Consider the following 271-nt stretch of genomic DNA (forward strand, 5'->3'; position numbering starts at 1 on the left):
ACCAGCGGGCGCCGGTGATGGCGCGGGCGACCGCGGAGAGCGAGGGATAGGTCTCCTTGTTCCACCGGTAGCCTGCCTCGGTCACCTCGACCGAGTGAGTCGTTCCATTCCACTCGCGCAGCAGACGGCCGCCGGGCTTGAGGTCGGGGACAGAGTTCCCAACATCGCCGGCCATCTTCTTCTGTAGCTCAGTGACGAAGCCGCGCGGCAGGCCGCCGCGCTGGCGGGCCTGGACTTCGAAGGCAATGAAACGGCGCAGGAAGGACTGGCT

General features: G+C 67.2%; 1 protein-coding gene. It reads right to left on the reverse strand.

Going from position 1 to position 271, the window contains the following annotated elements; genetic code table 11:
• Positions 1-271: DUF2924 domain-containing protein (locus EU800_RS26450; protein WP_129636391.1), on the reverse strand; the 271-nt coding region annotated here is incomplete at both ends.

Origin of the sequence: Tropicimonas sp. IMCC6043, from assembly GCF_004146235.1 — a bacterium.
Taxonomy (GTDB): domain Bacteria; phylum Pseudomonadota; class Alphaproteobacteria; order Rhodobacterales; family Rhodobacteraceae; genus Tropicimonas.